At 60.5% G+C, this 21,875-nt stretch carries 31 protein-coding genes; 21 read left to right on the top strand and 10 right to left on the bottom strand.

What is annotated here, in order from left to right:
* Nucleotides 1-39: 39 nt before the first annotated feature.
* Genes BFC21_RS20390 through pilG form a run of 3 tightly spaced genes read right to left on the bottom strand, consistent with a single transcriptional unit; the run spans nucleotide 40 to nucleotide 1,417 of the window.
* Nucleotides 40-579, bottom strand: coding sequence for a chemotaxis protein CheW (locus BFC21_RS20390; protein ID WP_016782524.1), 540 nt, complete (start codon nucleotides 577-579; stop codon nucleotides 40-42).
* A 10-nt stretch (nucleotides 580-589) separates the two neighbouring features.
* Complete coding sequence (pilH, locus tag BFC21_RS20385) at nucleotides 590-967, bottom strand: twitching motility response regulator PilH (protein WP_016782525.1); 378 nt, start codon at nucleotides 965-967, stop codon at nucleotides 590-592.
* A 42-nt stretch (nucleotides 968-1,009) separates the two neighbouring features.
* Entirely contained in the window at nucleotides 1,010-1,417 is a 408-nt protein-coding gene (pilG, locus tag BFC21_RS20380; RefSeq protein WP_016782526.1) for a twitching motility response regulator PilG, read from the bottom strand.
* 340 nt (nucleotides 1,418-1,757) lie between these two features.
* Here pilG and gshB point away from each other — a divergent pair, with 340 nt between their 5' ends.
* The 7 genes from gshB to BFC21_RS20345 all read left to right on the top strand — a co-directional run bounded on the left by gshB (nucleotide 1,758) and on the right by BFC21_RS20345 (nucleotide 7,738).
* A complete protein-coding gene (gene gshB, locus BFC21_RS20375; RefSeq protein ID WP_088378777.1) occupies nucleotides 1,758-2,711 on the top strand; it encodes a glutathione synthase in 954 nt (317 codons plus the stop codon).
* Nucleotides 2,712-2,788: 77 nt separating this feature from the next.
* Nucleotides 2,789-3,688 carry an energy transducer TonB gene (locus BFC21_RS20370; protein ID WP_088378776.1) on the top strand — a complete coding sequence of 300 codons (900 nt, stop codon included), beginning with the start codon at nucleotides 2,789-2,791 and terminating at the stop codon, nucleotides 3,686-3,688.
* Nucleotides 3,689-3,850: 162 nt separating this feature from the next.
* Nucleotides 3,851-4,423, top strand: coding sequence for a YqgE/AlgH family protein (locus BFC21_RS20365; RefSeq protein WP_088378775.1), 573 nt, complete (start codon nucleotides 3,851-3,853; stop codon nucleotides 4,421-4,423).
* Nucleotides 4,423-4,863 carry a Holliday junction resolvase RuvX gene (gene ruvX, locus BFC21_RS20360; RefSeq protein WP_088378774.1) on the top strand — a complete coding sequence of 147 codons (441 nt, stop codon included), beginning with the start codon at nucleotides 4,423-4,425 and terminating at the stop codon, nucleotides 4,861-4,863. The genes BFC21_RS20365 and ruvX overlap by 1 nt, the downstream gene beginning before the upstream one ends.
* An 83-nt stretch (nucleotides 4,864-4,946) precedes the next feature.
* A complete protein-coding gene (gene pyrR, locus BFC21_RS20355) occupies nucleotides 4,947-5,453 on the top strand; it encodes a bifunctional pyr operon transcriptional regulator/uracil phosphoribosyltransferase PyrR (RefSeq protein WP_016782531.1) in 507 nt (168 codons plus the stop codon).
* 12 nt (nucleotides 5,454-5,465) lie between these two features.
* On the top strand, nucleotides 5,466-6,470 hold the full coding sequence (locus BFC21_RS20350) for an aspartate carbamoyltransferase catalytic subunit (protein ID WP_088378773.1): 1,005 nt from the start codon (nucleotides 5,466-5,468) through the stop codon (nucleotides 6,468-6,470).
* On the top strand, nucleotides 6,467-7,738 hold the full coding sequence (locus BFC21_RS20345; protein WP_088378772.1) for a dihydroorotase: 1,272 nt from the start codon (nucleotides 6,467-6,469) through the stop codon (nucleotides 7,736-7,738). The genes BFC21_RS20350 and BFC21_RS20345 overlap by 4 nt, the downstream gene beginning before the upstream one ends.
* A 119-nt stretch (nucleotides 7,739-7,857) precedes the next feature.
* On the opposite strand, the gene BFC21_RS20340 is transcribed toward BFC21_RS20345, so the two are convergent.
* Nucleotides 7,858-8,274: a TM2 domain-containing protein gene (locus BFC21_RS20340; RefSeq protein ID WP_120266457.1), complete on the bottom strand. Its 417-nt coding sequence runs from the start codon at nucleotides 8,272-8,274 to the stop codon at nucleotides 7,858-7,860.
* Nucleotides 8,275-8,276: 2 nt separating this feature from the next.
* On the opposite strand from BFC21_RS20340, the gene BFC21_RS27330 reads away from it, so the two are divergent.
* The 12 genes from BFC21_RS27330 (at nucleotide 8,277) to BFC21_RS20280 (ending at nucleotide 16,336) form a co-directional block, all read left to right on the top strand.
* Nucleotides 8,277-8,516 carry a hypothetical protein gene (locus BFC21_RS27330; RefSeq protein WP_029611614.1) on the top strand — a complete coding sequence of 80 codons (240 nt, stop codon included), beginning with the start codon at nucleotides 8,277-8,279 and terminating at the stop codon, nucleotides 8,514-8,516.
* 10 nt (nucleotides 8,517-8,526) lie between these two features.
* Nucleotides 8,527-9,174 carry a C40 family peptidase gene (locus BFC21_RS20330; protein WP_029611615.1) on the top strand — a complete coding sequence of 216 codons (648 nt, stop codon included), beginning with the start codon at nucleotides 8,527-8,529 and terminating at the stop codon, nucleotides 9,172-9,174.
* A 179-nt stretch (nucleotides 9,175-9,353) separates the two neighbouring features.
* A complete protein-coding gene (locus BFC21_RS20325; RefSeq protein WP_088378770.1) occupies nucleotides 9,354-10,040 on the top strand; it encodes a YggS family pyridoxal phosphate-dependent enzyme in 687 nt (228 codons plus the stop codon).
* 33 nt (nucleotides 10,041-10,073) lie between these two features.
* Nucleotides 10,074-10,892: a pyrroline-5-carboxylate reductase gene (gene proC / locus BFC21_RS20320; RefSeq protein ID WP_016782539.1), complete on the top strand. Its 819-nt coding sequence runs from the start codon at nucleotides 10,074-10,076 to the stop codon at nucleotides 10,890-10,892.
* Between the two features lie 11 nt (nucleotides 10,893-10,903).
* Nucleotides 10,904-11,491: a YggT family protein gene (locus BFC21_RS20315; protein WP_088378769.1), complete on the top strand. Its 588-nt coding sequence runs from the start codon at nucleotides 10,904-10,906 to the stop codon at nucleotides 11,489-11,491.
* Nucleotides 11,491-11,781, top strand: coding sequence for a DUF167 domain-containing protein (locus BFC21_RS20310; RefSeq protein WP_016782541.1), 291 nt, complete (start codon nucleotides 11,491-11,493; stop codon nucleotides 11,779-11,781). Before BFC21_RS20315 ends, BFC21_RS20310 begins: the two co-directional genes overlap by 1 nt.
* 187 nt (nucleotides 11,782-11,968) lie before the next feature.
* Nucleotides 11,969-13,108, top strand: coding sequence for a homoserine O-acetyltransferase (locus BFC21_RS20305; protein WP_088378768.1), 1,140 nt, complete (start codon nucleotides 11,969-11,971; stop codon nucleotides 13,106-13,108).
* Nucleotides 13,109-13,115: 7 nt separating this feature from the next.
* Nucleotides 13,116-13,736: a methionine biosynthesis protein MetW gene (gene metW, locus BFC21_RS20300; RefSeq protein ID WP_016782543.1), complete on the top strand. Its 621-nt coding sequence runs from the start codon at nucleotides 13,116-13,118 to the stop codon at nucleotides 13,734-13,736.
* A gap of 25 nt (nucleotides 13,737-13,761) precedes the next feature.
* Nucleotides 13,762-14,199, top strand: a complete 438-nt coding sequence (locus tag BFC21_RS20295) for a DUF4426 domain-containing protein (protein WP_120266455.1) — start codon at nucleotides 13,762-13,764, stop codon at nucleotides 14,197-14,199.
* Nucleotides 14,196-14,792, top strand: coding sequence for an RdgB/HAM1 family non-canonical purine NTP pyrophosphatase (gene rdgB, locus BFC21_RS20290; protein WP_088378766.1), 597 nt, complete (start codon nucleotides 14,196-14,198; stop codon nucleotides 14,790-14,792). Before BFC21_RS20295 ends, rdgB begins: the two co-directional genes overlap by 4 nt.
* Complete coding sequence (gene hemW, locus BFC21_RS20285) at nucleotides 14,789-16,003, top strand: radical SAM family heme chaperone HemW (protein WP_088378765.1); 1,215 nt, start codon at nucleotides 14,789-14,791, stop codon at nucleotides 16,001-16,003. Before rdgB ends, hemW begins: the two co-directional genes overlap by 4 nt.
* A 9-nt stretch (nucleotides 16,004-16,012) precedes the next feature.
* Nucleotides 16,013-16,336: a DUF3392 domain-containing protein gene (locus BFC21_RS20280; RefSeq protein ID WP_088378764.1), complete on the top strand. Its 324-nt coding sequence runs from the start codon at nucleotides 16,013-16,015 to the stop codon at nucleotides 16,334-16,336.
* Between the two features lie 164 nt (nucleotides 16,337-16,500).
* On the opposite strand, the gene trmB is transcribed toward BFC21_RS20280, so the two are convergent.
* From trmB to BFC21_RS20255, 4 genes are all read right to left on the bottom strand, one after another.
* The gene (trmB, locus tag BFC21_RS20270) at nucleotides 16,501-17,223 is read right to left on the bottom strand and encodes a tRNA (guanosine(46)-N7)-methyltransferase TrmB (protein ID WP_016782548.1); all 723 of its coding nucleotides are present in this window, start codon (nucleotides 17,221-17,223) and stop codon (nucleotides 16,501-16,503) included.
* A gap of 9 nt (nucleotides 17,224-17,232) precedes the next feature.
* Nucleotides 17,233-18,027, bottom strand: coding sequence for a thiazole synthase (locus tag BFC21_RS20265; protein WP_086795669.1), 795 nt, complete (start codon nucleotides 18,025-18,027; stop codon nucleotides 17,233-17,235).
* Between the two features lie 57 nt (nucleotides 18,028-18,084).
* Nucleotides 18,085-18,285 carry a sulfur carrier protein ThiS gene (gene thiS / locus BFC21_RS20260; protein WP_016782550.1) on the bottom strand — a complete coding sequence of 67 codons (201 nt, stop codon included), beginning with the start codon at nucleotides 18,283-18,285 and terminating at the stop codon, nucleotides 18,085-18,087.
* Between the two features lie 80 nt (nucleotides 18,286-18,365).
* Nucleotides 18,366-18,737, bottom strand: a complete 372-nt coding sequence (locus BFC21_RS20255; RefSeq protein ID WP_095003922.1) for a DUF423 domain-containing protein — start codon at nucleotides 18,735-18,737, stop codon at nucleotides 18,366-18,368.
* Nucleotides 18,738-18,781: 44 nt separating this feature from the next.
* Between BFC21_RS20255 and mtgA the strand changes: the two genes are divergently transcribed.
* A complete protein-coding gene (gene mtgA / locus BFC21_RS20250) occupies nucleotides 18,782-19,537 on the top strand; it encodes a monofunctional biosynthetic peptidoglycan transglycosylase (RefSeq protein WP_371914921.1) in 756 nt (251 codons plus the stop codon).
* 74 nt (nucleotides 19,538-19,611) lie between these two features.
* Here mtgA and BFC21_RS20245 read toward each other — a convergent pair whose 3' ends face one another.
* Nucleotides 19,612-20,112, bottom strand: coding sequence for an ATP-dependent zinc protease (locus BFC21_RS20245; protein ID WP_088378763.1), 501 nt, complete (start codon nucleotides 20,110-20,112; stop codon nucleotides 19,612-19,614).
* Between the two features lie 231 nt (nucleotides 20,113-20,343).
* On the opposite strand from BFC21_RS20245, the gene BFC21_RS20240 reads away from it, so the two are divergent.
* On the top strand, nucleotides 20,344-21,231 hold the full coding sequence (locus BFC21_RS20240; protein ID WP_088378762.1) for an acyltransferase: 888 nt from the start codon (nucleotides 20,344-20,346) through the stop codon (nucleotides 21,229-21,231).
* Nucleotides 21,232-21,234: 3 nt separating this feature from the next.
* Here the strand turns inward: BFC21_RS20240 and BFC21_RS20235 are convergent, their stop codons facing one another.
* The gene (locus BFC21_RS20235) at nucleotides 21,235-21,792 is read right to left on the bottom strand and encodes a DUF2780 domain-containing protein (RefSeq protein WP_016782555.1); all 558 of its coding nucleotides are present in this window, start codon (nucleotides 21,790-21,792) and stop codon (nucleotides 21,235-21,237) included.
* Between the last annotated feature and the right edge of the window lie 83 nt (nucleotides 21,793-21,875).

Genomic DNA, 21,875 nt, shown 5'->3' with positions numbered 1-21,875 from the left:
ATCAGGTCCTGAGATCCCGTATTAAAGCTGAAGGCCTGTTCACACGGCCACCGCCCAGAATTGTGGAGCGCGGGCCAGGGCAAACGGGCTAAAAACCCACCACAGCTGCTCAGCGGCAAAGTGCCCTTGCACATAGGGCGCAAACACCGGATGGGGCAGGGTTTGCGTATCAGTATTGAGGTCGGCGTGGGCAAAGTGCTGCATGCCTTGCACTTCATCGACCTGCAGGCCGACAAACACGTCTTTGTATTCCAGCACCAACACGCGGCGCTGTTTGCGCAAGGGTGACAGCTCAATGCCGAAAAACCCGCACAGGTCCATGATCGGCAACAGTTGCCCGCGCAAATTGGCCACGCCCTTGACCCAGGGCTTTACACCGGGCAACAGGGTAAACCGCGGCTCATGCAGGATTTCGGCAATTTCGCCCATCGGCGCCACAAAACACTGTTCGCCGATGCGAAAACCAATACCGCTCCAAGTATCGAGCTGTGCCTGGGCAGGCACCAGGCCTGCCGCCAGCGAGCGACAGCGCTGGTCGATCTCAAGCAGCAGTTCAAAGGCTGTCAATGCGCCGGGCATAGGGTGACCGTCATTTTGGAGGGTTTTCTTCCAGGACTTTTTTCACCTTGAGGATCAACTGCTCTTCATCCACCGGCTTGGTCAGGTAACCCTTGGCACCCTGGCGCTGGGCCCAGACCATATCGGTTTCCTGATCCTTGGTAGTCACTACGATAACCGGGATGTAGCTTGTTTCCGGGTCTTTTGTAAGCTGGCGCGTAGCCTGAAAGCCGTTGAGGCCCGGCATCACGATATCCATCAACACCAGATCGGGTTTTTCCAGTCGTGCCAGGGCGACGCCGTCTGCGCCGTTTTCTGCCTTGAGCACTTCATGGCCGTGCTTTTCGAGCATGCCGGTCAATTTGTACATTTCAGTCGGCGAGTCATCGACGATCAGAATGCGAGCCATGGTGTTCCCCATTTATCAGGTGGTTGGCCGGCTGGCCGGGTGTTATTGGGCACTGGGTAGAATATTGAAGGCTGGCACATGAGCCTTGATCGCGCTCAGCAATTCGTCGCGACTGAACGGTTTGGTCAAAAATTGATCAGAACCCACGATCCGCCCCTTGGCCTTGTCGAACAGGCCGTCCTTGGACGACAGCATGATCACGGGGATCGACTTGAACGCCCGATTGCTCTTGATCAGTGCGCAGGTCTGATAACCATCCAGACGCGGCATCATGATGTCGACAAAGATAATGTGCGGAGGGTGGTCGACAATCTTGGCCAGCGCATCGAAACCATCGATGGCGGTAATAACCTCGCAGCCCACGTTTTTCAGCAGCGTTTCGGCGGTGCGGCGAATGGTTTTCGAATCGTCGATCACCATCACCTTCAAGGCGCTGGAATGCTTTTGCATATGTGCTCTACCATCGCCACGGCGACCCATTTTGTTACAAGTGTGCGGCTTATACCCCCAACTCCTTGATGGACAAGGGTTGCAAGCACTGTGCGAGCCTTTTTAGCACAGTCACGACCTTCAATCTATCGAAGGGTCCAAGCGGCGGTTTTTCCTTGACCGAGGCCACACTCAGCGCCACTCTGGCGCCACTTTTCAGGTCATACCGATCCCTGTGCGGGAGCGGGCTTGCTCGCGATACAAGCGCTGCGGTCTGTCAGGCAAATCGCAGTGATGTCATCGCAAGCAAGCCCGCTCCCACACGATCAGATCGTCACTCACTTTATTTGAGGAATTTGCCATGAGCGTTCGAGTCGGGATTGTCATGGACCCCATTGCGGGCATCTCCTATAAAAAGGACAGCTCGCTGGCCATGTTGCTGGCCGCCCAGGATCGCGGCTGGACCCTGTTCTACATGGAACAGCAAGACCTTTACCTGAGTGAAGGCAAGGCCCGGGCCCGCATGAAGCCGCTGAAGGTGTTCGCCAACCCGGAAAAATGGTTTGAGCTGGACGCCGAGACCGACACGGCCCTGAGCGATCTGGACGTGATCCTGATGCGCAAGGACCCGCCCTTCGACATGGAGTTCGTGTACTCCACCTACCTGCTGGAACAGGCCGAGCGTGATGGCGTGCTGATCGTCAACAAACCGCAGAGCCTGCGCGACTGTAACGAAAAGCTGTTCGCCACCCAATTCACCCAATGCACGCCGCCGACCGTGGTCAGCCGCCGCGCCGACGTGTTGCGTGAGTTTGCGGCCTTGCACGGTGACGTGATCCTCAAGCCGCTGGACGGCATGGGCGGCACCTCGATTTTCCGTCACCGCGTGGGTGACCCCAACCTGTCGGTGATCCTCGAAACCCTGACCCTCAACGGCACCCAGCAGATCATGGCGCAAGGCTATTTGCCGGCGATCAAGGATGGCGACAAACGCATCCTGATGATCGACGGCGAGCCGGTCGATTACTGCCTGGCACGGATCCCGGCGCAGGGCGAAACCCGTGGCAACCTCGCTGCAGGTGGCCGTGGCGAAGCTCGCCCGCTAAGCGAAAAGGACCGCTGGATTGCAGCCCAGGTTGGCCCGACACTGCGTGAAAAAGGCCTGTTGTTCGTAGGCCTGGACGTGATCGGTGAGCACCTGACCGAAATCAACGTCACCAGCCCGACCTGCATTCGCGAGATCGACAATGCCTTCGGCACCAATATCGGCGCCCTGCTGATGGATGCAATCGAGCGCAAGCTGGCGGCTCGCTGATCTGCAACAGCCTGTAATAGACCAACATTGCGCTATCATGCGCACCCTGTGAAACCCGCGATGTTGGTCTTTTTGCCATGACACTCCCCAGCGACCTGCCCCCCGAACTCAGCCATAAAGGCGTGCGCGCGGCCGATCGCCTTGGATTTACCCTGTTTGTCGCGGCGTTGCTGCACATCGCCGTGATCGTCGGCGTGGGGTTCAGCCTGGAAGCGCCCAAGCCGGTCAGCAAAACCCTGGAAATCACCCTGTCCACCTTCAAAAGCGAGAAAGCCCCGGAAAAAGCCGACTTTCTGGCCCAGGACAACCAGCAGGGCAGCGGCACGCTGGACAAGAAAGCCGTGCCCAAGACCACCGAGGTCGCCCCTTTCCAGGACAACAGCGTCAAAAAGGTCACCCCGCCGCCTGCCGCCAAACCCGAGCAGCCCCAGGCCGCGCCCAAGGCCGCCGTGACCACCGTGGCACCCGCAGCGAAAAAAGCCCCGAGCCAGCCGCAGAAGGTCAAGACCGAGGCGGCGCCCAAGGCCAGCATTCCAACGTTCGACAGCTCGCAGCTGTCCAGCGAGATTTCCAGCCTCGAGGCCGAACTGGCCAACGAGCAACAGCTGTACGCCAAGCGTCCGAAGATCTATCGCATGAGCGCGGCCTCGACCATGCGCGACAAGGGCGCCTGGTACAAAGAGGACTGGCGCAAGAAGATCGAACGCATCGGCAACCTCAACTACCCTGAGCAGGCGCGCCGGGAAAAGATCTACGGCAAGCTGCGCCTGCTGGTGTCGATCAACCGCGACGGCTCGCTGCATGAAGTGCTGGTGCTTGAGTCTTCGGGCCAGCCGCTGCTGGACCAGGCGGCACAACGCATCGTGCGCCTGGCGGCACCTTTTGCCCCGTTTACCGGTGACCTGGCGGATATCGACCGGCTGGAGATTATCCGCACCTGGAAATTCGCCGAAGGCGACCGCCTGTCCAGCAACTGATCCACAGGGCAACGGTGGGAGCGGGCTTGCTCGCGATTGGATCGCTGCGTTTTAACGTTAAACCGCGCCGCCGGTATCGCGAGCAAGCCCGCTCCCACAAAGACCCAGGAATCTTGATCGCCCAACTTGTCAGTTCACGTTGCCAGCGCCACACTAAGACTCATGAAAAAACACGCGCCGACTTACCTCAAGCATCAATTCCTGATCGCCATGCCCCATATGGCCGACCCGAACTTTGCCCATTCCTTGACCTACATCGTCGAGCACACGGCCAATGGTGCCATGGGGCTGATGATCAACCGCCCGCTGGAACTGAGCCTGGCGGATGTTCTTGAGCAGTTGCGCCCGGAACAACCTTCTTCACCGCTGTGCCAGCATGTACCGATCTTCGGTGGCGGGCCGGTCATGATTGACCGCGGCTTTGTCCTGCACCCGGCCAGCATGAACTTTGACGCCACCGTCGAACTCGACGACGGGCTGGCCCTGAGCACTTCTGCCGATGTGTTGTTCAGCATTGCCGATGGCCGCGGCCCGAACCGCAGCCTGATCTGCCTGGGCTATGCCGGCTGGGATGCTGGCCAGCTTGAAGCCGAACTGGCTGACAACGCCTGGCTGACCTGCCCGTATTCGGCGCATATCCTGTTTGATACCCCAAGCGAGCTGCGCCTCGACGCGGCCGCCAAACACCTCGGAGTGAACCTCAACTTGTTAAGCACCCAAGCAGGCCATTCCTGATGGCCAGCCTTCGTTTATTGCTGGGCTTCGACTACGGCACCCGCTCCATCGGCGTGGCTGTAGGCCAGATGATTACTGGCCAGGCCCGCGAGCTGTGTAACCTGAAAGCCGAGAATGGCATCCCCAAGTGGGAAGAGATCGAAAAGCTGATCAAGGAATGGCAGCCCGACGCGATGGTGGTCGGCATGCCCTTGAACATGGACGGCACCCCGAGCGACTTCTGCGCCCGGGCACAAAAATTTGCCAATCGCCTGAATGGCCGCTTCAATCTGCCGGTTTTTACCCATGATGAACGCCTGACCACCTTCGAGGCCAAGGGCGAACGCCGGGCCCAGGGCGGCCAGCGCGGCAGTTACCGCGACAACCCCGTCGATGCCATCGCCGCCAAACTGGTGCTGCAAGGCTGGCTCGACGAAAACCCGGCGCACTCTCAAGACTGACCCGGCGTTTGTACCATTGACCCGCCTCATTGTTTGCGCCCGCCGCCGCACGTTGTGCTGCGCGGGCCTTTTAAGGAGCCACCATGATCCTGCCTGTTCCCGCTGAACTGATCTCCCAGATGGCCCTTGATCTGAAGGCCCATCTGGCCCGTCGCGGCATCACCGAGCCGCGTTACATCGGTATCCGCACCGGCGGCATCTGGGTTGCCCAGGCGCTGCTCAAGGCGCTCGGCAGCGATGCACCGCTGGGCACGCTGGATGTATCGTTCTACCGCGATGACTTCAGCCAGAACGGCTTGCACCCGCAGGTGCGCCCTTCCGAGCTGCCGTTTGAAATCGAAGGCCAGCACCTGGTGCTGATCGACGACGTGCTGATGAGCGGTCGGACCATTCGCGCAGCGCTGAACGAGTTGTTCGACTATGGTCGTCCGGCCAGCGTCACCCTGGTCAGCTTGCTGGACCTGGACGCCGCCGAACTGCCGATCCGCCCGGATGTGGTGGGCGCAACCTTGTCGCTCAAGCCGAGCGAGCGGGTAAAATTGTCCGGCCCTGCGCCACTGACACTCGAACTTCAAGACCTAGCCCCTTAAGAGACCATTGCGATGACGCCGACTGACACCAAGCGCCCGCTGCAGCTCAATGACCAGGGCCAGCTGCGCCACTTTCTGTCGCTCGACGGTTTGCGCCGCGAGCTGCTGACAGAGATCCTCGACACCGCCGACTCGTTCCTCGAAGTCGGCGCCCGGGCGGTGAAAAAAGTCCCGTTGCTGCGCGGCAAGACCGTATGCAACGTGTTCTTCGAAAACTCCACCCGCACCCGCACCACCTTCGAAATGGCCGCCCAGCGCCTGTCGGCCGACGTGATCACGCTCAACGTGTCGACCTCGTCGGCGAGCAAGGGCGAAACCCTGCTCGACACCCTGCGCAACCTTGAAGCGATGGCCGCCGACATGTTCGTGGTGCGCCACGGCGACTCCGGCGCCGCGCACTTTATTGCCGAGCACGTGTGCCCGCAGGTGGCGATCATCAACGGCGGCGACGGCCGCCACGCCCACCCGACCCAGGGCATGCTCGACATGCTGACCATCCGTCGGCACAAGGGCGGCTTCGAAAACCTGTCGGTGGCCATCGTCGGCGACATCCTGCACTCACGGGTAGCGCGCTCGAACATGATCGCCCTCAAGACCCTGGGCTGTCAGGACATTCGCGTTATCGCGCCGAAAACCCTGCTGCCGATCGGCATCGAGCAATACGGCGTCAAGGTCTACACCGACATGACCGAAGGCCTCAAAGACGTCGACGTAGTGATCATGCTGCGCCTGCAGCGCGAGCGCATGTCCGGTGGCCTGCTGCCGAGCGAAGGCGAGTTCTACCGCCTGTTCGGCCTGACCACTGCACGCCTGGCCGGGGCCAAGCCTGATTGCATCGTCATGCACCCGGGGCCGATCAACCGTGGCGTCGAGATTGAGTCTGCGGTGGCCGATGGCCCGCACTCGGTGATCCTCAACCAGGTGACCTACGGCATTGCCGTGCGCATGGCGGTGTTGTCCATGACCATGAGCGGGCAAACCGCCCAGCGCCAATTCGAACAGGAGAACGCCCAGTGAAGCTCAGCATTCTCGGCGCCCGCGTAATAGATCCGACCAGCCAGCTGGATCAAGTGACTGACCTGCACCTGGAAGCCGGCAAGATCGTTGCCATCGGTGCAGCGCCAGCCGGTTTCACCCCCACGCAAACCATCGAGGCCAAGGGCCTGGTGGCCGCCCCCGGGCTGGTTGACCTTAACGTTGCCCTGCGCGAGCCGGGCTACAGCCGCAAAGGCACCATCGCCAGCGAGACCCGCGCCGCTGCGGCAGGTGGCGTCACCAGCCTGTGCTGCCCGCCGCACACCAAACCGGTGCTGGACACCTCGGCCGTCGCCGAACTGATCCTGGACCGCGCCCGTGAAGCCGGCAACTGCAAGGTGTTCCCGATCGGTGCGTTGAGCAAAGGCCTGGACGGCGAGCAACTGGCCGAGCTGATCGCCCTGCGCGACGCGGGCTGCGTGGCATTTGGCAACGGCCTCAACAGCTTCACCAACACCCGCACCCTGTGCCGGGCACTGGAGTATGCGGCCACGTTCGACCTGACCGTGATCTTCCACTCCCAGGACCGTGATCTGGCCGAGGGCGGTATCGCTCACGACGGCGCGATGGCAGCGTTCCGTGGTTTGCCGGGCATTCCGGAAACCGCCGAAACCGTAGCCTTGGCCCGTGACCTGCTGCTGGTTGAGCAAAGCGGCGTGCGCGCGCACTTCAGCCAGCTGACCAGCGCCCGCGGTGTGGCCCTGATCGCCCAGGCCCAGGCTCGCGGCCTGAAAGTCACTGCGGATGTGGCGTTGTATCAGCTGATCCTGACTGACGAAGCGCTGGTGGATTTCTCCAGCGTTTACCATGTGCAACCGCCGCTGCGCACGCGCGCCGACCGTGATGGCCTGCGTGAGGCCGTGAAGTCGGGTGTGGTGCAGGCCATCTCCAGCCATCACCAGCCCCACGAGCGTGACGCCAAGCTGGCCCCGTTCGGCGCGACCGAACCGGGCATGAGCAGCGTTGAAGTGCTGCTGCCGCTGGCAATGACCCTGGTCGAAGACGGCTTGCTCGACTTGCCGACGCTGCTCAGCCGCCTGAGCGCTGGCCCGGCTGACGCCCTGCGCCTGCCAGCCGGCAAGCTGGCGGTGGGTTCGGCAGCAGACCTGGTGCTGTTTGACCCGGCGGCCTCGACCCTGGTGGGTGAGAAATGGCATTCCAAAGGCGACAACTGCCCGTTCCTCGGCCATTGCCTGCCGGGTGCCGTGCGTTACACGCTGGTGGATGGGCGGATCAGCTACGAAGGCTAAGGCCTGATATGCCCCCTGTGGGAGCGGGCTTGCCCGCGATTCAGGCGCCTCGGTCTTTCTGAAAGACCGGGTTGCACCAATCGCGAGCAAGCCCGCTCCCACCCTCTTGAATATGCTGCTTAACGACGCTCTGCGTTCTTGATCGAGATCTGCTCGTTCAAGGTCCAGAAGTCATACAGGATACCGATCAGGAACAAACCACCGGTAAACAGGTAGATGATCCCCGTGATCCATTTGCCCATGTACATGCGATGTACGCCAAATACCCCCAGAAACGTCAGCAGAATCCATGACACGCTGTAGTCAGTGTCACCTGCGATAAACCGCAAGTCGGCTTCACGGTCCATGCTCGGGATCAGGAACAAGTCGATCAGCCAGCCAATACCCAGCAAGCCCAAGGTGAAAAACCAGATCGTCCCGGTCACCGGCTTGCCGTAATAGAAGCGGTGCGCACCCAGGAAACCAAAAATCCACAGCAAATAACCCAGCACTTTGCTGTGAGTATCGCGCTGTACATCGTCTCGATAGCCGCTCATAAATGCCCTCTTTGCTGCTGATAGAAAAATATTGTGAAGTTTTTTGTGACTTTTTTACTGTCGTGCAAAAGGTAAAAGTGTCTTACAAGAATTGGCGCAAAGCCTTGTACTACCTGACCTGCACCCTCGCCATGCGACAATTTGCCATCACCTTTGCGGAAATTGACCCCACAGTCCACCTGACAAATGGCCTGAGAAAGGACAAAAAAGCTGTTATAAAGTTTCGCGTTTATAACCATTGAGCCCTGCCGAATGCGTCCTATATTCAAGACATGGCTAACCATTTGCCTATTATTGCCACTGGCCGCCCACGCCACCAATCGTGAGCAACACCTTCCTTCGGGCTTCACCGGCTACACCGCAAAGTCATCTGCGGCTGCACCCTATGTTGCCTCTACCAGCAAGACCGTAGCACGTCCTGCCACCAGTAAAGCCCACCGCAAGGCCCCGGGCAAAATGGCAGCGGCGTCCCTGGCTGCCGCCAACAAGCAGAGCAGCACGGTCCTGAGCCGCGCCGTAAACGTGCTGGGCACCCCTTATCGTTGGGGCGGTAGCAGCCCAAGTAAAGGGTTCGACTGCAGCGGGCTGGTCAAATACGCCTTTAATGACGTAGCCGCCGTTGATTTGCCGCGCACCTCCAGTGAAATGGCCAGTGGTCATGGGCAAAAAGTCGAGCGCAAGGACTTGAAACCCGGCGACCTGCTGTTTTTCAACATCAAGAGCCGCAAGGTCAACCACGTTGCCATTTACCTGGGCAACGACCGCTTTATCCACGCTCCGCGTCGCGGCAAGTCGGTGACGATCGACACCCTGCAAAAGCCGTACTGGCAGAGCCACTATGTGGTCGCCAAACGTGTGCTGCCTAAAGAGAAGTCCACACTGCAGGTTGTGCAACGCTAACACCGCTTTTGCTTTTGATGCTGTGGGAGCACCGCCGCTCCCACAGCGTTATCGCTGCCAACTCCCGGCCCCTGCGCTCCAATCTTCGCTCCCTCCCCCGGCGACAGGCCGGCGATATCCATCCCCCCTGCCAATTCCAGTAGAATGCCGCTGACTTTCACAACGGCGGGCTTAAACGAATGTCCACGATAGCAGGCAACATTGCCCAGGTTGAGGCGCGTATCCGTGCCGCTGCACTGGCTGTTCACCGTGATGTAACCAGCATTCATCTACTCGCGGTCAGCAAGACCAAGCCTGCCGCCGCGCTGCGTGAGGCCCATGCCGCCGGGGTTCGCGACTTTGGCGAGAACTACCTGCAGGAAGCCCGCGCCAAACAGGTCGAATTGGCCGACCTGCCCTTGTGTTGGCACTTCATCGGCCCCATTCAATCGAACAAGACGCGTGATATCGCCGAGCATTTTGCGTGGGTGCATTCCGTCGACCGGCTCAAGATTGCCCAGCGTTTGTCTGAACAACGCCCGGCAGACTTGCCGCCGCTCAATATCTGCATCCAGGTCAATGTCAGCGGTGAAGCCAGCAAATCGGGCTGTACCCCGGCAGACTTGCCTGCGCTGGCGGCCGCCATCAGCGCCCTGCCACGCTTGAAGCTGCGCGGCTTGATGGCGATTCCGGAGCCCACTGAGGACCGCGCCGAGCAGGATGCTGCTTTTGCGCAGGTGCGCACGCTGCAAGAGCGCCTGAACATGGGCCTCGACACGCTTTCAATGGGCATGAGCCACGACCTGGAGTCAGCCATTGCCCAAGGCGCCACCTGGGTGCGCATCGGCACTGCATTATTTGGCGCCCGCGACTACGGCCAGGCCTGAAAGGGCCTATCTCATTTTTTATAAGGATCGGTTATGAGCAAAACGCGTATTGCCTTTATCGGCGCCGGCAACATGGCGTCCAGCCTGATCGGCGGCCTGTTGGCCAAAGGCCTGGATGCAGCACAGATCCGCGCCAGCGATCCGGGTGCCGAGACGCGGGCCAAAGTGGCCGCTGAGCATGGCATCGAACTGTTTGCCGATAACGCGCAAGCCATCCAGGACGCCGACGTGATTGTCATTGCGGTCAAGCCACAGGCCATGAAAGCCGTGTGCCAGGACCTGCGCCCGCATCTGCAGCCCCATCAATTGCTGGTCTCGATTGCTGCCGGCATTACCTGCGCCAGCCTGCTCAACTGGCTGGGCAGCCAGCCGCTGGTGCGCTGCATGCCCAACACCCCGGCCCTGCTGGGCAAGGGTGTGAGCGGCCTGTTCGCCACTGCCGACGTCACCGCCGAGCAACGCCAGCAGGCGGAGCAACTGCTCAGCGCCGTGGGCATTGTGGTGTGGGTGGACAGTGAAGCGCAGATCGATGCCGTGACGGCCGTGTCCGGCAGCGGCCCGGCGTACTTCTTCCTGCTGATCGAAGCCATGACCGACGCCGGCGTCAAACTCGGCCTGCCGCGTGACGTGGCCAAGCAACTGGCCGAGCAGACCGCGCTGGGCGCCGCACACATGGCCGTGGCCAGCGATGTCGATGCCGCCGAACTGCGCCGCCGTGTGACCTCGCCAGCGGGCACCACTGAAGCTGCGATCAAATCATTCCAGGCTGACGGCTTTGCCGCCTCGGTCGAAAAAGCATTGAGTGCCGCCGCGCACCGCTCGGCCGAAATGGCCGAACAACTGGGTCAATAAAGGAGCACATGATGTCCGGACTTAATGGCGCTGCCATTTTCGTGATTCAAACCCTGGGTAGCCTCTACCTGCTGATCGTACTGCTGCGGTTTATCCTGCAGCTGGTGCGGGCCAACTTCTACAACCCGCTGTGCCAGTTCATCGTCAAGGCCACCCAGCCGCTGCTCAAGCCGCTGCGCCGGGTGATCCCGAGCGTGTTCGGCCTGGACATGTCGTCACTGGTGCTGGCGATTCTCGTGCAGATGGTGATCTTCGCCGTGGTCCTGACGCTCAGCTACATGTCCTTCAACATTCTGGGCCTGTTGCTGTGGGCGATCATTGGCGTCACCGCGCTGTTCCTGAAGGTGTTCTTCTTCGCCATGATCATCAGCGTGATCCTGTCGTGGGTAGCACCGGGCAGCGTCAGCCCGGGCGCTGAACTGGTCAACCAGATCACCGAACCGGCCCTGGCGCCGTTCCGCCGCTTCCTGCCAAGCATGGGCGGCCTGGATATCTCGCCGATCCTGGCGTTCATGGTCATCCAACTGATCCAGAGCTTCGTGATCCCGCCATTGGCCATGTATGTCGGCATGCCGGTCATGTTGTTCGGCCTGATCTGATGAGCTACTTCCGGTGGGACGGCGAGGACCTGATTCTCGACTGTCACCTGCAACCCAAGGCCAGCAGCGACGAGTTTGCCGGCCTGCACGGTGACCGTCTGAAAATCCGCCTCACCGCCCCGCCGGTAGAAGGCAAGGCCAACGCCCACCTGATGGCCTTCCTGGCCAAGGCGTTCGGCATTGCCAAAAGCCAGGTGAGCCTGATCAGCGGCGAACTCAACCGGCAGAAGCGCGTGCGTTTACATGCGCCGAAAAAACTGCCGGACTTGCCGGGTTTGGTCCGACCCTGAACCTGTGGGAGCGGGCTTGCCCGCGATCCTGGCACCGCAGTCTGTCGACAAACAGCGGTGATGCAATCGCGAGCAAGCCCGCTCCCACCGAGTTTGGCTACAGGTCATAAAATCAGCCCAGACCATTGCTTGCTGCTGCGCCCCCCGCTCATTAGACTTACGCCTCATTTAAATGAGAGCAGGGTCGATGCCAGCTGCCTTTCCCCCCGATTCCGTTGGTCTGGTCGTGCCGCAAACAGCGCACTTCAACGAGCCCCTGGCACTCGCCTGCGGCCGCTCACTGCCTGCCTATGAACTGATTTACGAAACCTACGGCCAGCTCAATGCCACGGCCAGCAATGCCGTGCTCATCTGTCACGCGCTGTCAGGGCATCATCACGCGGCGGGCTACCACAGCGCCGACGATCGCAAGCCCGGTTGGTGGGACAGCTGCATCGGCCCCGGCAAGCCCATCGACACCAACAAGTTCTTCGTCGTCAGCCTCAACAACCTGGGCGGGTGCAACGGTTCTACCGGCCCAAGCAGCCTCAACCCGCAAACCGGTCGCCCGTTTGGCGCTGACTTCCCGGTACTGACCGTTGAAGACTGGGTGCACAGCCAGGCGCGCCTGGCTGACCGCCTGGGCATCAACCAGTGGGCCGCCGTGATCGGTGGCAGCCTGGGCGGCATGCAGGCGTTGCAGTGGAGCATCAGCTACCCGGATCGCCTGCGCCATTGCCTGGCAATTGCCTCGGCGCCCAAATTGTCCGCGCAAAACATCGCGTTCAACGAAGTCGCCCGCCAGGCCATCCTCACCGACCCCGAGTTCCACGGCGGTTCGTTCCAGGAAAAAGGCGTGATTCCCAAGCGCGGCCTGATGCTGGCGCGCATGGTCGGGCACATCACCTACCTGTCCGATGACTCGATGGGTGAAAAATTCGGCCGTGGCCTGAAGAACGAAAACCTCAACTACGACTTCCACAGCGTCGAGTTCCAGGTCGAGAGCTACCTGCGTTATCAGGGTGAAGAGTTCTCCGGGCGCTTCGATGCCAACACTTACCTGCTGATGACCAAGGCGCTGGACTACTTCGACCCGGCCGCCAACTTCGACAACGACCTGGCCAAAACCTTTGCCGGGGCCAAGGCGCGCTTCTGCGTGATGTCGTTCACCACCGACTGGCGCTTCTCGCCGGCCCGTTCGCGGGAGCTGGTGGATGCACTGATGGCGGCGAAAAAAGACGTCTGCTACCTGGAAATCGATGCTCCGCAAGGCCATGACGCCTTCCTGATTCCGATCCCGCGTTACCTGCAAGCCTTCAGCAACTACATGAACCGCATAGAACTGTGAGAACGCCATGAGAGCCGACCTGGAAATCATCCAAGACTGGATCCCCGCCGGCAGCCGCGTGCTCGACCTCGGTTGTGGTGATGGCGAACTGCTGAGCTGGCTGCGCGACAACAAGCAAGTCACCGGCTATGGCCTGGAAAACGACCCGGACAACATCGCCGAATGCGTCGCCAAGGGCATCAATGTCATCGAGCAGGACCTGGACAAGGGCCTGGGCAACTTCGCCAGCAACAGTTTCGACATCGTGGTCATGACCCAGGCGCTGCAGGCCGTGCATTACCCCGACCGGATCCTCGACGAAATGTTGCGCGTCGGCCGCCAGTGCATCATCACCTTCCCCAACTTCGGTCACTGGCGCTGCCGCTGGTACCTGGCCAGCAAGGGGCGGATGCCGGTTTCCGAATTTCTGCCGTACACCTGGTACAACACGCCGAACATTCACTTCTGTACGTTCGAAGACTTCGAAGCGCTGTGCCGCGAGCGCGAAGCACAAGTGATCAACCGCCTTGCCGTAGATCAACAACACCGACACGGGTGGGCGAGCAAGATATGGCCTAACCTGTTGGGCGAGATTGGCATTTATCGTGTCAGCAGTCCTGGCCTTCAGGATCATCAAGTCGCGGTCTAAACCGGCAAGTTCAAGGAGAGTGACAATGGGTCGTATTGGATTACTACTGCTTTCGATGTGTTTTGGCATGCAGGCGTTTGCCGCTGACGGCACCTCTGCCCAGCGTCAGCAGACGTTTGGCGACACAACGGTGTATTACAACGCGTTCCCGTCGACTTTCCTTACGCCGGACATCGCCAACGAATTTGAGGTCACCCGCAGTAAAACCAACGGGGTGCTCAACATCACCCTGAACAAGGGCGGCAAGAACATTGCCGCCAACGTTCAAGGCACGGTGCAGACCGGCGATGCCAAGCCAACGCCGCTGACGTTCCGTCAGGTGGGCAAGAACGGCGAAATCAATTACCTGGCCCAGTTCCCGGTGGCCGGGCCGCAGACCTTCACCTTCAAGGTGGATGTGAAGGCTGGCGGCGCCACCTCTGAAACCCTCCAATTTTCCCAAATGGTCGCTCCAATCGAATGATGAACCTTACGCAACTGGTACTGGCTAGCCACAACGCCGGCAAACTCAAAGAACTTCAGGCCATGCTCGGCGAGTCGGTGCAGTTGCGCTCGATTGGAGAATTCAGCAGCGTCGAGCCGGAAGAAACCGGCTTGTCGTTTGTTGAGAACGCGATTCTTAAAGCCCGTAATGCGGCGCGTCTCTCGGGTTTGCCGGCACTGGCCGACGACTCGGGGCTGGCGGTGGACTTTCTTGGCGGCGCGCCGGGCATTTACTCGGCCCGTTACGCGGACGGCAAAGGTGATGCCGCGAACAACGCCAAGCTGCTCGACGCCCTCAAGGACGTGCCTGAAGCCGAGCGCGGTGCACAGTTTGTCTGCGTGCTGGCACTGGTGCGCCACGCCGACGACCCGCTGCCGATCATCTGCGAGGGCCTGTGGCAAGGGCGCATCCTGCCTGCCGCCAGTGGTGAACACGGTTTTGGCTATGACCCGCTGTTCTGGGTACCTGAGCGCAACTGCTCCAGCGCCGAACTGAGCCCCACTGAGAAAAACCAGCTAAGCCATCGTGCTCGCGCCATGGTCCTGCTGCGTCAGCGTTTGGGCCTGAAATGACCCACGACACACCTCCACAGCCGCTCTATCTGGGCGCGGCTGGCTTTACCCAGCAGGCGCCGCGTGCGCCGCTGAGCCAATTGCCACCCCTGTCGCTGTATATCCATATTCCGTGGTGCGTGCGCAAATGCCCGTATTGCGATTTCAACTCCCACACCGCCAGCCCGGTGCTGCCCGAAGACGAATACGTTGACGCGCTGCTGGCCGATCTTGATCAGGACCTGCACGCGGTTTATGGCCGCGAGCTGAGCTCGATCTTCTTCGGTGGCGGCACGCCAAGCCTGTTCAGTGCGCAAGCGCTGGGGCGCCTGCTCAAGGGCGTTGAGGCGCGCATCCCGTTTGCCGGCGACATCGAAATCACCCTGGAAGCCAACCCGGGCACTTTCGAGCAGGAAAAATTCGTGGCTTACCGCAAGCTGGGCATCAACCGCCTGTCGATCGGTATCCAGAGCTTCCAGCAAGAAAAACTGCAGGCCCTGGGCCGCATCCACAACGGTGACGAAGCCGTGCGTGCGGCCGGCATGGCGCGCCAGGCAGGTTTTGACAACTTCAACCTGGACCTGATGCACGGCCTGCCCGACCAGTCCCTGGACGACGCCCTGAGCGACCTGCGCCAGGCCATCGCGCTCAAGCCGACCCACCTGTCGTGGTATCAGCTGACACTGGAGCCCAATACGGTGTTCTGGAACCAGCCGCCGGTGCTCCCCGAAGACGACACCCTGTGGGACATTCAGGAAGCCGGCCAGGCGCTGCTCGCCGAACATGGCTACACCCAGTATGAAGTATCGGCCTATGCCCAGCCTGGCCGCCCGGCGCGGCATAACCTCAACTACTGGAGCTTTGGCGATTTTATCGGCATTGGCGCTGGCGCCCACGGCAAACTGAGCCATCCTGATGGTCGCATCGTGCGCACCTGGAAAACTCGCCTGCCTAAGGACTACCTGAATCCGGCGAAAAACTTTCAAGCAGGCGAGAAAACCCTTACAGCTGAAGAGCTACCTTTTGAGTTTCTAATGAACGCCTTGCGCCTGACCGACGGCGTTGATTCAGCGCTCTACCCGCAGCGCACCGGTCTGGCACTGGACAGCTTGAGCATTGGACGCAAAGCAGCCGAACAAAGTGGCTTATTGCAGGTCGAACCGTCACGCCTGGCGGCAACCGCCCGGGGCCAGCTGTTTCTCAACGACTTGTTGCAGCACTTTTTGATCTAAGGAACTCGAATGGACTTGGTACTTGACCTGCTTGCCACCGTATCGCGCTGGAGCCGCAGCCATCTCTCGGAGATTGCCCTGGCGTTGATTGGCTGTGTGCTGGTGCTGTTTGGTGCCGACTTCAAGAGCTGGGTCGAGCAGCGTCTGGGCAGCATTGCCGGGGCTTTGCGCGTGCCATTGATGGCATTGCTGTGCCTGATCGGCAGCGGTGCGGCCCTGATCTACGCCACGCCGTGGGTGGAACGCGGGCTGAGCCAGTTCAACAACTACAGCCTGGCGCCGGTGTTGTTGGTGGTGCTGGTGTTGATCGGGGTTGTGGCGGATCGGCGCTGAGGAACACCCAGGATATCTTGTGGGAGCGGGCTTGCTCGCGATACAGGCAACGCGGTGCAGCTGATTCACCGCTGTGATGCCATCGCGAGCAAGCCCGCTCCCACAGATACCGTACGAACTTCACCGACCCCAAAGCAGGGTGAGATCGGTGATTGAAAAACCGCTTACGCCAGTTTTTCGAACTTCAAATCCCACACGCCATGACCCAGGCGTTCGCCGCGGCGTTCGAACTTGGTCACCGGGCGCTCAGGCGGACGTGGCACGCACTTGCCGTCTTCAGCCAGGTTGCGATAACCCGGCGCGACGTTCATCACTTCCAGCATGTATTCAGCATACGGTTCCCAGTCGGTCGCCATGTGCAACACGCCGCCCACCTTGAGCTTGGAGCGCACCAGCTCCGCGAAGGACGCTTGCACGATCCGGCGCTTGTGGTGACGGCTCTTGTGCCAAGGGTCCGGGAAGAACAGCAGCAGGCGGTCAAGGCTGTTGTCTGCCACGCAACGGGTCAGGACTTCGATGGCATCGCAATCGTAAACCCGCAGGTTGGTCAGGCCTTGAGTCAGCACGCCATTGAGCAGCGCACCCACACCCGGGCGGTGAACCTCAACCCCGATAAAGTCCTGTTCAGGCGAAGCCGCGGCCATTTCCAGCAGGGAATGGCCCATGCCAAAACCGATTTCCAGGGTGCGCGGCGCAGAGCGACCGAACACCTGGTCGAAATCGACTGGCGCGTCAGCCAGCGGCAGTACATACAGCGGCGTGCCTTGATCGAGACCGCGTTGCTGGCCTTCGGTCATGCGCCCGGCGCGCATCACAAAACTCTTGATGCGACGGTGTTGGCGATCTTCGCCTTCTTCCGGGATTGGGGTGTCTAGTGATTCAGTCATCAGTGGCTCTTACTTGATCAGACCATCCAGCGGCGAAGAGGCGCTGGCATAGAGTTTTTTCGGCATGCGCCCGGCCAGATACGCCAGGCGGCCCGCCACAATGGCGTGTTTCATGGCTTCGGCCATGATGATTGGATGCTGGGCGTTGGCGATGGCCGAGTTCATCAGCACCGCTTCACAGCCCATTTCCATGGCAATGGTCGCGTCGGAGGCAGTGCCCACGCCCGCATCGACCAGCACCGGAATTTTGGCTTCTTCAAGGATGATGCGCAGGTTGTAGGGGTTGCAAATCCCCAGGCCAGTGCCGATCAGGCCAGCCAGCGGCATCACGGCAATACAGCCCATCGCCTCGAGTTCACGCGCAATGATCGGGTCATCACTGGTGTACACCATCACGTCGAAACCGTCCTTGACCAGAATCTCGGCGGCCTTGAGGGTTTCGATCACATTGGGGAACAGGGTTTTCTGATCGGCGAGCACTTCCAGCTTGACCAGCTTGTGGCCATCGAGCAGCTCACGGGCCAGGCGGCAGGTGCGCACGGCTTCGACTGCGTCGTAGCAACCGGCGGTGTTCGGCAGGATGGTGTAGCGATCCGGCGGCAGCACGTCGAGCAGGTTAGGCTCGCCAGGATTCTGACCGATGTTGGTGCGACGCACGGCAACGGTGACGATCTCGGCACCCGAGGCTTCGATGGCCAGGCGGGTTTCTTCAAGGTCACGGTACTTGCCGGTGCCCACCAGCAGGCGCGACTGATAAGTACGGCCAGCCAGGGTAAAAGGCTTGTCGTTGCGAACGTTGCTCATCGGGAATCCTCTTTAATTATGTGCACTGCGGGGTGAGCGTGACGCGTGTGGCAATACTTAGCCGCCACCGATGGCGTGCACCACTTCGACCTGATCACCTGCTTTAAGTACCGTTTCGGCATGCTGGCTGCGCGGGACAATGTCCAGGTTCAGCTCCACCGCAACCCGACGGCCGGTCAGCTCCTGACGGGCCAAAAGGTCGGCGACGGTCTCGCCGTCCGGTAGTTCAAAGGATTCACCGTTCAACTGAATGAGCATGCGCGACGCTGCCTTCATTTTAAGGGGCCAGCATTCTAGCCCGATCAGTCAGGTCGACCCAAGCCATTCATCTTGCCGGCTCAGCCAAGGCGCCAGGCGGCCAGCCCCAGGCACAACCAGCCGGCCAAAAAGGCCAGGCCGCCAAAGGGGGTAATGATCCCCAGCTTGCTGATGCCGGTCATGGTCAGCAGGTACAGGCTGCCGGAAAAGAGCACGATCCCGAGGGTGAAGCAGATACCCGCCCAGGTCACCAGGCGCCCGGGAAGGTGGGTGGCCAGCAGAGCCACGCCAAACAGGGCCAGGGTGTGGACCAGTTGGTAGGTCACGCCTGTATGAAAAATAGCCAGATATTGCTCAGTCAGGCGGCCTTTCAGACCGTGGGCAGCGAATGCACCCAGAGCAACACCGGTGAAGCCGAAAAAGGCGGCCAGCATCAGGTAAACGCGCAGCATGGGTAACTCCCGTCAGGATCATGGAATGGCGCAGGGTCTGTATAATGGCCCGCTCAACGGGTTCGGCCAAGTCATCCATGCTGCGTATTCTGGTTCATCGCTTTCTCAAGGTCCTGCTCTGGTTCGCAGTGGGCAGCGCATTGCTGGTGCTGGTTTTTCGCTGGGTGCCACCGCCAGGTACGGCACTGATGGTCGAGCGCAAGGTCGAGTCGTGGCTAGAAGGCCAGCCGATTGACCTGCAACGCAGTTGGCGGCCGTGGGATGAAATATCCGACGAACTGAAAGTTGCGGTCATGGCGGGTGAAGATCAGAAATTCCCCGAGCACTGGGGTTTTGACTTCGGCGCGATCAAGGCCGCACTGATCCACAACGAGCAGGGCGGTACGTTGCGCGGCGCCAGTACGCTGAGCCAACAGGTGTCGAAGAACCTGTTTTTGTGGTCTGGCCGCAGTTGGCTGCGCAAAGGCCTGGAGGCCTGGTTTACCGCATTGATTGAAGTGTTGTGGCCCAAGCAGCGGATTCTTGAGGTGTACCTCAATAGTGCGGAGTGGGATGAAGGCGTGTTCGGCGCCGAAGCCGCAGCGCAGCATCACTTTGGTGTGAGCGCGAAAAACCTTTCGCGCCAGCAGGCCAGTTATCTGGCGGCCGTGCTGCCCAGCCCGCTGAACTGGAGTGCCAGCCACCCCAGCACCTATGTCAGCCGCCGCGCCGGCTGGATTCGTCAGCAGATGAACCAGCTGGGTGGCGACAGCTACCTCACCACACTGAACAACTCACGCAAGGCGCCCTGGTCCAGTTAACCCGAAAGCCTGAAAGCCCCTCACCCCAACCCTCTCCCTCCGGGAGAGGGTTGGGGTGAGGGCCAGGGGTTGACTCAGCAATCCGGCTTGTCCGCCGTATACCGCCGCGCCGGGTTTACCGCCGCGCCAAACTCACGCAGTGCCTTGGCGCCAATCAACAGCGGGTAATTGAAGCTGCTGCGGTCAGTCAAATTGACCTCCACGGTGCGCTTGACGTTACCCAGGCACATTTCCAGATCCACCACCGGGCGCCTGGCACTTTCGGGGGTATCCCGGTCTTCATCTTCATCGGCACGGCTTTTGATTTTGCTGATGCGCGCCACCTTGTGTTCATACACTTTGCTGCTTGCGCCTTCGGTGGCCAGCTGGAAGCGCACCCACTCTTCACCGTCACGGGTAAAGGTCTGGATATTTTTGGCCGACAGCGACGCGGTCAAGGCACCCGTGTCCATCTTGGCTTTAAGGGTCTGGCCGATTTCCGGCAATTTTATGTACTCGTAACGCCCATAAAGGGTCGGCTCGGCGGCCATCACCGGCAGCGCCAATACAGACAGCAACGCAAGAACAGACTTCATGCAGGCATTTCCTTTCAAAGAGTTCAGGTTAGACCACGGCGCCGCAGTAGGTTCATAACGCTTGTTTCTGTGGGAGCGGGCTTGCTCGCGATAGCATCACTGCGGCCATATCAGATACACCGGGTTGTCTGCATCGCGAGCAAGCCCGCTCCCACAAAGGCGGGTCATTGATTTGGCGTTCTACGCCAGTCTGCTTATCATGACCAGTCCTTAAACGTTCAAGAGTTGCTTATGCGCCGCCTGCTCACCGGCTGTCTGGTCACCCTGTTATTGCTGTGCAACACCCTGGTCCTGTTCGGGCCGTTGATGCTGTTTGCCCTGCTCAAACTGGCATCGTCGGGGCGCCTGCGCGACTACAATTCGCGGGCGGTGATGTGGATCGCCGAAACCTGGTCCGAAATCGACAAACGGATTTTTGCCCTGTGCCTGCCCACCCAATGGGACATTCGCGGCGCCGAAGGCCTGAGCCGCGAGACCTCGTATCTGGTGATCAGCAATCACCAGTCGTGGGTTGATATCCCCGCCCTGATGCAGGGCCTTAACCGGCGCACGCCGTTCTTCAAGTTCTTCCTGAAAAAAGAACTGATCTGGGTGCCCTTCCTGGGCCTGGCCTGGTGGGCCCTCGACTACCCCTTCATGAAGCGTTATTCCAAGGCCTTTCTGGCCAAACACCCGCAGCTCAAAGGCGAAGACCTGAAGATCACCCGGGCCGCCTGCGAGCTGTTCAAGCGCCAACCGGTGACGATCGTCAATTACCTCGAAGGTACGCGCTTCACCCCGGCCAAACACGCGCAGCAACACTCACCCTATACCTGGCTGCTCAAGCCCAAGGCAGGCGGCGTAGCGTTTGTGCTGGCGGCAATGGGCGAACAGCTGGATGCCGTGCTCGACGTGACCGTGGTGTACCCACAGGCAAAGATTCCGGGCTTTTGGCAGTTGATCAGCGGGCAGGTGCCCAAGGTGATTGTCGATATACAGACCCGCGAACTGGATCCGGAATTGTGGCAAGGCGATTACGAAAACGACCCGGTGTTCCGTGAACAGGTCCAGGGCTGGGTCAACCAGCTCTGGACCCTGAAAGACCAGCGCATCAGCACTTTGCGTGCCGAGCGCGGCTAGCCTTTAAACGCCCCAGGCGCTGCTCAGTTTGCTCAGCAACGAAGTGCTGACGTTCTGGCCCTTGAAGTAGTCCAGCAAGACCGGTGCGAACTTGGCAACCATGCCGTCCTGCATGCCCAGCGCAGTAAAGGCGCTGTTGAGCTGGTCAGTGTTGGCCACGTTGCTCACCGCGCTGGTCGCGGTCTCGGAAACGCCATTGGACTTGCCCAGCAGGCCGCCCAACTGGCTCAGCTGGCCCAGGGCACCGGCGCCGGCCAGCTTGTTGACGCCTGGCACTTGCTTGGTCAGTTCGGAGTAGTCGCTGGAGGTCAGCTGGTTTTTCGCCAGGCTCAACATTGCGCCAATACCGCCCGCCGCCTGCTCAGGCTTGACGCCCAGCTCGTTGACCTTGGTCAGCATTTGCACAGCCTGAGCCGACTTGTCCGTGGTTGCGCCATTGCCGTTGCCGCCCTGCACTTGCGCAGCCACGTTAGCCACGTCGCTCAGGCTGAAACCTGCAAACACCGGGCTCGCTGCCACGGTCATCAATGTTGCCAGTGCCACGCCGCTCAACTTTTTCATCGCTTCAACCTCTAGAACCAAAATGCCGCCCGCATTGGGGCGGTAAAACTATGGGTTTGACCCGAAACCCGGGCAGATGTTCC

The sequence above is a fragment of the Pseudomonas sp. TMW 2.1634 genome (assembly GCF_001703595.1).
GTDB classification, from domain to species: domain Bacteria; phylum Pseudomonadota; class Gammaproteobacteria; order Pseudomonadales; family Pseudomonadaceae; genus Aquipseudomonas; species Aquipseudomonas fragi.
The sequence above is the reverse complement of the archived record's forward strand: the minus strand, read 5'-3'. Positions and strand labels throughout refer to the sequence as shown.

Coding starts and splice junctions, on each gene's coding strand:
- BFC21_RS20390 (WP_016782524.1), bottom strand. CDS start 579: ATGCCCGGCGCATTGACAGCCTTTGAACTGCTGCTTGAGATCGACCAG.
- pilH (WP_016782525.1), bottom strand. CDS start 967: ATGGCTCGCATTCTGATCGTCGATGACTCGCCGACTGAAATGTACAAA.
- pilG (WP_016782526.1), bottom strand. CDS start 1,417: ATGCAAAAGCATTCCAGCGCCTTGAAGGTGATGGTGATCGACGATTCG.
- gshB (WP_088378777.1), top strand. CDS start 1,758: ATGAGCGTTCGAGTCGGGATTGTCATGGACCCCATTGCGGGCATCTCC.
- BFC21_RS20370 (WP_088378776.1), top strand. CDS start 2,789: ATGACACTCCCCAGCGACCTGCCCCCCGAACTCAGCCATAAAGGCGTG.
- BFC21_RS20365 (WP_088378775.1), top strand. CDS start 3,851: ATGAAAAAACACGCGCCGACTTACCTCAAGCATCAATTCCTGATCGCC.
- ruvX (WP_088378774.1), top strand. CDS start 4,423: ATGGCCAGCCTTCGTTTATTGCTGGGCTTCGACTACGGCACCCGCTCC.
- pyrR (WP_016782531.1), top strand. CDS start 4,947: ATGATCCTGCCTGTTCCCGCTGAACTGATCTCCCAGATGGCCCTTGAT.
- BFC21_RS20350 (WP_088378773.1), top strand. CDS start 5,466: ATGACGCCGACTGACACCAAGCGCCCGCTGCAGCTCAATGACCAGGGC.
- BFC21_RS20340 (WP_120266457.1), bottom strand. CDS start 8,274: ATGAGCGGCTATCGAGACGATGTACAGCGCGATACTCACAGCAAAGTG.
- BFC21_RS27330 (WP_029611614.1), top strand. CDS start 8,277: ATGCCCTCTTTGCTGCTGATAGAAAAATATTGTGAAGTTTTTTGTGAC.
- BFC21_RS20330 (WP_029611615.1), top strand. CDS start 8,527: ATGCGTCCTATATTCAAGACATGGCTAACCATTTGCCTATTATTGCCA.
- BFC21_RS20325 (WP_088378770.1), top strand. CDS start 9,354: ATGTCCACGATAGCAGGCAACATTGCCCAGGTTGAGGCGCGTATCCGT.
- proC (WP_016782539.1), top strand. CDS start 10,074: ATGAGCAAAACGCGTATTGCCTTTATCGGCGCCGGCAACATGGCGTCC.
- BFC21_RS20315 (WP_088378769.1), top strand. CDS start 10,904: ATGTCCGGACTTAATGGCGCTGCCATTTTCGTGATTCAAACCCTGGGT.
- BFC21_RS20310 (WP_016782541.1), top strand. CDS start 11,491: ATGAGCTACTTCCGGTGGGACGGCGAGGACCTGATTCTCGACTGTCAC.
- BFC21_RS20305 (WP_088378768.1), top strand. CDS start 11,969: ATGCCAGCTGCCTTTCCCCCCGATTCCGTTGGTCTGGTCGTGCCGCAA.
- metW (WP_016782543.1), top strand. CDS start 13,116: ATGAGAGCCGACCTGGAAATCATCCAAGACTGGATCCCCGCCGGCAGC.
- BFC21_RS20295 (WP_120266455.1), top strand. CDS start 13,762: ATGGGTCGTATTGGATTACTACTGCTTTCGATGTGTTTTGGCATGCAG.
- rdgB (WP_088378766.1), top strand. CDS start 14,196: ATGATGAACCTTACGCAACTGGTACTGGCTAGCCACAACGCCGGCAAA.
- hemW (WP_088378765.1), top strand. CDS start 14,789: ATGACCCACGACACACCTCCACAGCCGCTCTATCTGGGCGCGGCTGGC.
- BFC21_RS20280 (WP_088378764.1), top strand. CDS start 16,013: ATGGACTTGGTACTTGACCTGCTTGCCACCGTATCGCGCTGGAGCCGC.
- trmB (WP_016782548.1), bottom strand. CDS start 17,223: ATGACTGAATCACTAGACACCCCAATCCCGGAAGAAGGCGAAGATCGC.
- BFC21_RS20265 (WP_086795669.1), bottom strand. CDS start 18,027: ATGAGCAACGTTCGCAACGACAAGCCTTTTACCCTGGCTGGCCGTACT.
- thiS (WP_016782550.1), bottom strand. CDS start 18,285: ATGCTCATTCAGTTGAACGGTGAATCCTTTGAACTACCGGACGGCGAG.
- BFC21_RS20255 (WP_095003922.1), bottom strand. CDS start 18,737: ATGCTGCGCGTTTACCTGATGCTGGCCGCCTTTTTCGGCTTCACCGGT.
- mtgA (WP_371914921.1), top strand. CDS start 18,782: ATGGCCCGCTCAACGGGTTCGGCCAAGTCATCCATGCTGCGTATTCTG.
- BFC21_RS20245 (WP_088378763.1), bottom strand. CDS start 20,112: ATGAAGTCTGTTCTTGCGTTGCTGTCTGTATTGGCGCTGCCGGTGATG.
- BFC21_RS20240 (WP_088378762.1), top strand. CDS start 20,344: ATGCGCCGCCTGCTCACCGGCTGTCTGGTCACCCTGTTATTGCTGTGC.
- BFC21_RS20235 (WP_016782555.1), bottom strand. CDS start 21,792: ATGAAAAAGTTGAGCGGCGTGGCACTGGCAACATTGATGACCGTGGCA.